The following is a 6,764-nucleotide window of genomic DNA, read 5'->3' as shown; positions in this document are numbered from 1 at the left end:
ATGAGCCTTGAAACGCTCGCCCGTGTGACCGACAATCCAACCGTCAGGCTGCCCGCCGTGGCCACCTGAACAAGCCCTGACCTCTCCGAGGGTCGGCGCTCCTACACCACGCCGCGGGGCACTATCACGAACACATCGCGGACCTTCAAACCAACAAGATCGCAGCCACGAAGCTTACTGTCGATGGCCATATTAAATAGCGCAAGATCTCGTCGGCTATCCGCCATTTCGAGGCGGACGCGAATAGACCAGACATGTTTAAGCAGCAGGGGGGGCTTCTGACCGATGATACGCCCCTTGTTCTACGCGGGGTGTTCAGGCCGGGGTGCAGGCAAGAAATCGGCGGACATGGCAATATCTCCTGCCCCCGAGCCCACCCTGACTTCGGATGATCCGACAGACGCCATGGTACCACAGTTGCCGCTCAGGCATACGTACGGCTTCGTGTTCCGGCCCTACTTGTTGTCGTGGTGTGTTGGGAAAACCAGCTGAATGTTCCGGTTGCTATGCCGCATCATGTCGTTCGGGGGCGTACTTCCGTGGCACTGAAAGCGGGAAGCCCATTTTTGACGGTCGGTCTGGCGATCCCAAGCCTGCTGGTGCATCTCAACTCGACCGACCTGTGCACTACAATTTTGACTTTGCAGCGTCGCACCGCTGATTTAGGCAGGCTGCAATCGGTCAGCCACCTCGCATCCCTGCGCCGCCATCCGATGTTCACGCGATTGGCGGGATGGGGTATTAAATTGCAGCACATGGGGATGGACAGGTTGTATCGCGGCCATCGGGGTGACGTCCGCTTATATCTGGCACGGATATTGCGCGATGCCGATCTGGCCGAGGATTTGACACAGGACGCGTTCCTGCGCTGTTTTGCGACGGTGCAGGCGGGCGGCAATCCCGAAAATCTGCGCAGTTATCTTTACCGGGTCGCGCGCAATGTTGCCGTCGATCACCTGCGCCTGCAAAAGCGGCGGCGCACCGACACGACCGGTAGCCAAACGATCGCGGCGATTGCCGATCCACGTCCGGGCCCAGAGCGCGTGCTGATTGACCGTGAGCGGCTGCGCATCTTTGCGCAAGCATTGGCTGCCTTGCCCAATAAGACGCGGCGGATTTTCATCCTGCACCGTATCGACGGGCTGACCTATCGCGACGTGGCTGATCGCATGGACCTGTCGGAAAGCTCGGTGCAAAAGCATCTGGCGCGTGCGCTATTCGAAGTGCTGCAGCGGTTACAGGATGATGAGGACGGCTGATGGGCGGACAATCCAGAAAAAGCGCGCCATCAAAGATTCAGGCCGAGGCGTCGGCATGGGTGATCCGCATGGCCGATCCCGACCTGACCGAGGCAACGAAAGCCAGCTTTCATGAATGGTGCGATGCCGCGCCCCCACATCGCGCCGCGTTCGAGCAAGCCGAACGGGCATGGGGCCAACTGGGGCTGATGCGCCCGCAGGATCTGCGCCCCCACCGCCGGCCCGGTCGGATTGCCATGCTGGCTTTGGCGGCGGGGGCATCGCTGTGGTTCTGGCAGGACGATCTGCGGATCAGGTTGAAAGCCGACCATATTGCGGCCATCGGTCAGAACTTGGTGGTGACCTTGCCGGATGGCAGCCGGGCGGAAATGTCCTCGGGTGCGGCGCTGGCCGAGGATTTCGACGTAGATCAGCGATTGGTGCGCCTGCTGCAGGGCCGGGCCTATTTCACCGCAGCGCCTGCCACGCAGCAATCGGGCCGACCCTTCGTGGTTCAGGCGGGCGGTGTGCGCGTGACCGCTTTGGGCACGCAGTTTTCCGTCGATCTGCACGGCGAAGAAGTTGACGTTCTGGTCACGGAACACAGCGTCCGCGTGGCCCCGGTAGCAGGGCCTGCAAAGCCCGTCGTGCTGTCCCGAGGCATGGGGGTCGAGGCCCGGCCCGATGCCATTCCCCAGCCAGTGGCGCGCGATGTGGATTTCGCGAATGCGTGGCGTTCGGGCGAACTGGTCTTTGACGACCGCCCCTTGGCCGAGGTGGTGGCCGAGTTGAACCGCTATCGCCACGGTCGCATCATTCTGCACGGCAAGGATCTGGCGGCGCGCCGGGTCAGCGGCGTGTTTCATACCAACGATATCACCCACGCCGTTGACCGCATCGCCGATGAATTGGGGCTGCGTCATCGTTCCGTACCACCGCTGCTCACGGTGATTTACTGACATTGGAAAAAAATCCGCTGCGGGATTACCGGATTGCGCCGCAGATTCGTCCTTTTCCTGAATCCGCGCCTCAGTGAGGGCAAAATATCGGAGAGGGACCATGAACAGACAGATCAGCCGTATCGCCCTGATCGCCGCGCTTGGCGGTGGGGCGATTGTCGCGCAGCAACCGACAGCGATGGCGCAAGAGGCGGCGCAGACCCGCAGCTTTGACATCCGTCCGCAAAACCTGAACGGCGCGCTTTTACGTTTCGCGCGCGATGCCGGGGTGCAGGTGCTTTATGACACCGCCTTGGTGCAAGGTCGTCAAAGCCCCGGCGTTTCTGGTCAGATGACGACGACCGATGCCTTGCAGCAGTTGTTGGATGGCTCGGGTCTTGGGTTTCGTGTGGATGGCCCGAACGCAATTTCGCTGACCCAACCGACTGCGGCGCCTGACGTCCAGACCCCGGGCACGGTCGTTCTGGACGAAATCCGGCTTGATGCCGGCGGTGCCGTGACCGAAGGCACCGGCAGCTATACTACCGGCCTGACGACCGTCGCGACCGGCCTGCCACTGACGATGAAGGAAACGCCGCAGTCGATCAGCGTCGCGACACGACAAAAGATGGACGACCGCAACCAGCGCACCATTTCCGAGGTGCTGGAGGATACCGCGGGCATCACCGTCATGCCGATGGATACCGAACGGCGCAGCGTCTATGCCCGCGGCTTTTCCAGTCCGACTTACATGGTTGACGGCCTGCCGGTCTGGTATCGCATCCAATACGGGTCCGGACCCAGCATGTCCGACATGGCGATCTATGACCGGGTCGAGGTGCTGCGCGGCGCCACCGGCCTGATGGCGGGCGCGGGCGAACCTTCGGTCGTGGTCAATATGGTGCGCAAGACGCCCACCGCCACGCCACAGACCAAGCTGCGCTTTTCCGCAGGCAGCTGGAACACGGTCCGCACCGATTTGGATGTTAGCGGCCCGCTGAACGCCGACGGCTCGATCCGGGGCCGATTTGTCGCCGCGCATGAACAGGGCGATTCATGGTTGGACCGCTATGAGCGCCGCAAGACGGTGCTGTTTGGCACCATTGAGGCTGATGTGGGCGATGCCGGCACGTTCAGTGCGGGCTATGACTTCCAGCGCACGCGCACCCGCAACCACCAGTTCGGGGGCCTGCCGCTGGTCGCCAATGACGGCTCCCAGCTAGATTACGACACCAGCGTGAACGCGGGCGGCGGCGATTTGCCCCTGACCCAGACCATGCAGACCGCGTTCCTGCGCTATGCGCATGAATTTGGTTCCGGCTGGCAGGCAGTGGGCGATTTGTCGTTTTACCGGGCCGAGCGTAAGGGTTATCTCGCCTCGGCATCATGGGGGTCGCCCGATCCACAGGGTTACGGTGTGCAGACCGTGGGTGGCTATGCTGATACTGACACGGAACAGACCGCCCTGTCACTGACGGCATCCGGCCCGGTGGATCTGTGGGGGCGCAGCCATGATCTGCGGTTCGGCATTACCGGCAATTGGGGCAAGGACAATCACAAAGCCTATTCGGCGCTTGACGGGACCGAGATCGACTATCAGCCGATCACCGGATCCATCTTTGACTGGGATGGTTATGTGCCCAATCTGGTCCAGCAGGCGGGCTATATCAGCTATATCAGCGACACCCGGATCGATCAGATTGCAGCCTATGGCTCGGGTCGGTTTGGCCTGACGGATCGGCTGAACCTGATCGCGGGCGCACGTGTGGTCTGGTATGATTACGACTATACCACCGAAACCTTGGATAGCGGCACAAGGACCCATCAACAGATCAGCCGCAATGGCGAATGGATCCCCTATGCGGGGCTGACCTTTGATCTGAATGACAACTGGTCGCTCTATGGCAGCTATACCCGCGTTTTCAAACAGGCCAGCTATCGCGACAAGGACAACCGCATCGTCGAACCCACCACCGGGTCGAACTATGAACTGGGCACCAAAGCCAGCTTTGCCGATGACCGGTTGAACTTTGCGGCGGCAATTTACCTGCTGGAACAGGACAATCTGCCGGTCCGTGACCGCAGCGTGACCTATCAACTGCCCGATGGCAGCAACCCCTATAAATCCATCGACGGGACGCGTAGCAAGGGTTTCGAGATGGAGCTGTCGGGAGAGGTGCGCCCGAATATCCATCTGGCCGCAAGCTATGCCTATACGACTGCCAAGGACGGTGACGGGCTGGCGATTTCGACCGTGACGCCGCGCCATTCGTTGAAACTGTCCGGGGTCTATGCGTTTGAAAGCACGCCTTTGACCTTGGGCGCGAACCTGCGCTGGCAAAGCAGCATCGAGAACACCTGGACCTGGCCTGTCACAGGCACTGCACGGCAGGGTTCATATGCGGTCGTCGGGCTGATGGGGCGGTATCAGTTCCAGAATGGTCTGGCGGTCAGTCTGAACATCGAAAACCTGTTTGATCGCAAATATCTGGCCTCGATCGACGAAACCTATGCCACCGGCAATTACGGCGCGCCGCGCAATGCAACGCTAAGCTTGGATTACCAGTTCTAAGACAAGGCATGTCCCCTTGGAGACGGGGGGACATATCACCAAGCGTGGCAGGCGTTCTGCAAGCCGCGCAAGTCAACCCAACCTGCGTCGCAGGTCGCTTTAGCCGCAATCACAACGGCTATTTTGCTGCACCATGTCTGAGAGGCAGCTTCGGCGATTGCGGCGGCGCAGCACCCGTCGCGACCGACTGGCCGCAAAGGGCCGGACGAGTCAGCATAAACGCGCGAGACCCGGTTAATAGCGCGCTATGATGACCCTCGCCGCTGCTGCTTTCTGTTCATGAAATCCGCCAACCCATGCCGATCAAGAGTAGGGGCATGAACTGCCTTCTTGACCCCGAAAGCCGGGTTTCCGACCCATCGTCCGTCGATCCATTGCGCCCAGCCAGTGTCAGTCAAAGTGGTTTCAAAAGCCGCGGCAAAATGGCTCTGCGCGGTTCGTACGTGGCCGCGCCGATAGTGGAGAGGTATTTTTGCGCCATGTTCGTCGTTGTCGGTTGCCGCGAATTTTCTGCCTGCAGCAGTTCTCCAAACAACTTTGTGCCAAGCGTTCACCGGTAGCCTGAGCGATCTGTTCGCCGCACGGCGTTCCTGCCGCTGGCCGCCGCCCGTTAGTTCGACAAGCTTCGGACTGTTGATCAGAGTCAGCATCATCGATAGGGACAAAGCGGTGAGGTGGAGCTGAAATCGAACTTCCTCGGTCTGCGGTTCAAACGTTGACCGCGTGTCGATCCTGTTTGTCCCTGGCTGCCAATGAAATTCACGGTATATTGCTCCGTTTGCGCCGATATGAGTGACGATAACAACCTGTCCTGCCGATATCATAAGAAAGATGCTGTTTTCGTCTCCAAGCCGAAACGTGGCAGGATTAGCTGGCGGGATCGCAATGCTGTCGACAAAGAACTCTGATCCCTCGGTGAGCTCCCAGACAAAGCGGCCTGCCGCAATATAGATCTCGCGATCGACCTCAAAGTGCTGAGCCTCGCCTAGATCCGCAGCCGTAAGAGCATCGCCTGCATGCTTTAGCGCGCTCATGACGGCTGTAACAAGTTGAATATGGGTCAAATAGCGAGACCCATTCGTCATTGGAAGCTGGCCTGAAAACTGGTGGCGGTCAGCGAAACATGCGCATCGAGCGGTGGCCGCAACTTGAAGGCTTTGGGCGCGCGGGCAAATTCGTAGAGCCGGAACAGATGCCAGTTATCGCGACGCTCATTTGCGACTTCGAGCTCGTTGCGCGAGATGTGGAAAGGGGTACGTTGCCAGCCATTAGTCGTCTTGACCTCGATCAGACGCTCACGGCCGTCGGGCATGAAACTAGCAATATCATAGCCCGCGCCATCGCCGTCCTCCAAGGCGACCCATCGAACGCGTCGCGCCAGATCGTCCCGTCCGTGCTGCTGCAGCAACGCGCGTTCATTGTGAAAGACCCGCTCCTCACCGGCGCGCCCCAGGCTGCGATTGCGTTCATCACGGCCAGCCACATCGAAGCGGCGCGCGATCCGCTGCATCTGCTCCAGTTCCTCAGGGGGTGGCGCGTTGCGCAGCGTCGGCGCGACCCCGACAAAGAGCGGCGGCAGTTCGGCCATATGCGCGACCTCTTGGCGATAAAGCGCCTGCTCCCATTCCGGATGCTGGGCAAGCCGGCGCGATACGGCTTCGGCCAATGACATCTGGAAATTGAAGCGCGGCTTGTAACCCGTGATGATCGGCAGGCCGAAGCCTTGGAAGGCGGCGGAGATATTTGCAAGTTTGAACTCTACCGATCCGCGACTGCGGTCAATCTGTTCCTGCAGCAGCCTGTTCTGGGCAGCCTTGTTGTAGGACCGGCCCGATAGCTCATCACTGAGCATCGAGAAATAGGCGGCGACCACCGCATCGTTTTCCTGAGATAGTGCCCCGCGGCGTGGTGTAGGAGCGCCGACCCTCGGAGAGGTCAGGGCTTGTTCAGGTGGCCACGGCGGGCAGCCTGACGGTTGGATTGTCGGTCACACGGGCGAGCGTTTCAAGGCTCATG

5 protein-coding genes and 1 pseudogene are annotated in these 6,764 nt (G+C 60.3%); 3 read left to right on the top strand and 3 right to left on the bottom strand.

From position 1 onward, the window contains the following. Window positions 1-131 precede the first annotated feature (131 nt). Window positions 132-290: pseudogene (locus GL284_RS21740) on the bottom strand (integrase); the annotation flags it as partial. A 249-nt stretch (window positions 291-539) separates the two neighbouring features. Here GL284_RS21740 and GL284_RS20945 point away from each other — a divergent pair. The 3 genes from GL284_RS20945 to GL284_RS20935 all read left to right on the top strand — a co-directional run bounded on the left by GL284_RS20945 (window position 540) and on the right by GL284_RS20935 (window position 4,748). After that, the gene (locus GL284_RS20945; protein WP_341870525.1) at window positions 540-1,259 is read left to right on the top strand and encodes an RNA polymerase sigma factor; all 720 of its coding nucleotides are present in this window, start codon (window positions 540-542) and stop codon (window positions 1,257-1,259) included. Next, entirely contained in the window at window positions 1,259-2,197 is a 939-nt protein-coding gene (locus GL284_RS20940; RefSeq protein ID WP_155046346.1) for a FecR family protein, read from the top strand. The genes GL284_RS20945 and GL284_RS20940 overlap by 1 nt, the downstream gene beginning before the upstream one ends. A 100-nt stretch (window positions 2,198-2,297) precedes the next feature. Continuing rightward, window positions 2,298-4,748 carry a TonB-dependent siderophore receptor gene (locus GL284_RS20935; RefSeq protein ID WP_155046345.1) on the top strand — a complete coding sequence of 817 codons (2,451 nt, stop codon included), beginning with the start codon at window positions 2,298-2,300 and terminating at the stop codon, window positions 4,746-4,748. A 245-nt stretch (window positions 4,749-4,993) separates the two neighbouring features. Here GL284_RS20935 and GL284_RS20930 read toward each other — a convergent pair whose 3' ends face one another. Together GL284_RS20930 and GL284_RS20925 are read right to left on the bottom strand one after the other, a co-directional pair. Beyond that, window positions 4,994-5,812, bottom strand: coding sequence for a hypothetical protein (locus tag GL284_RS20930; RefSeq protein WP_155046344.1), 819 nt, complete (start codon window positions 5,810-5,812; stop codon window positions 4,994-4,996). 17 nt (window positions 5,813-5,829) lie between these two features. Next, the gene (locus GL284_RS20925; protein WP_155046347.1) at window positions 5,830-6,600 is read right to left on the bottom strand and encodes a protein NO VEIN domain-containing protein; all 771 of its coding nucleotides are present in this window, start codon (window positions 6,598-6,600) and stop codon (window positions 5,830-5,832) included. Window positions 6,601-6,764 lie beyond the last annotated feature (164 nt).

Source organism: Paracoccus shanxieyensis, from assembly GCF_009711265.1.
GTDB classification, from domain to species: domain Bacteria; phylum Pseudomonadota; class Alphaproteobacteria; order Rhodobacterales; family Rhodobacteraceae; genus Paracoccus; species Paracoccus shanxieyensis.
This window is presented reverse-complemented; position numbering and strand designations above follow the sequence as displayed.

What these genes read in the sequence shown, in the direction of transcription:
- GL284_RS20925 (WP_155046347.1), bottom strand. Translation starts at nt 6,600, where the DNA reads ATGCTCAGTGATGAGCTATCGGGCCGGTCCTACAACAAGGCTGCCCAG.
- GL284_RS20935 (WP_155046345.1), top strand. Translation starts at nt 2,298, where the DNA reads ATGAACAGACAGATCAGCCGTATCGCCCTGATCGCCGCGCTTGGCGGT.
- GL284_RS20940 (WP_155046346.1), top strand. Translation starts at nt 1,259, where the DNA reads ATGGGCGGACAATCCAGAAAAAGCGCGCCATCAAAGATTCAGGCCGAG.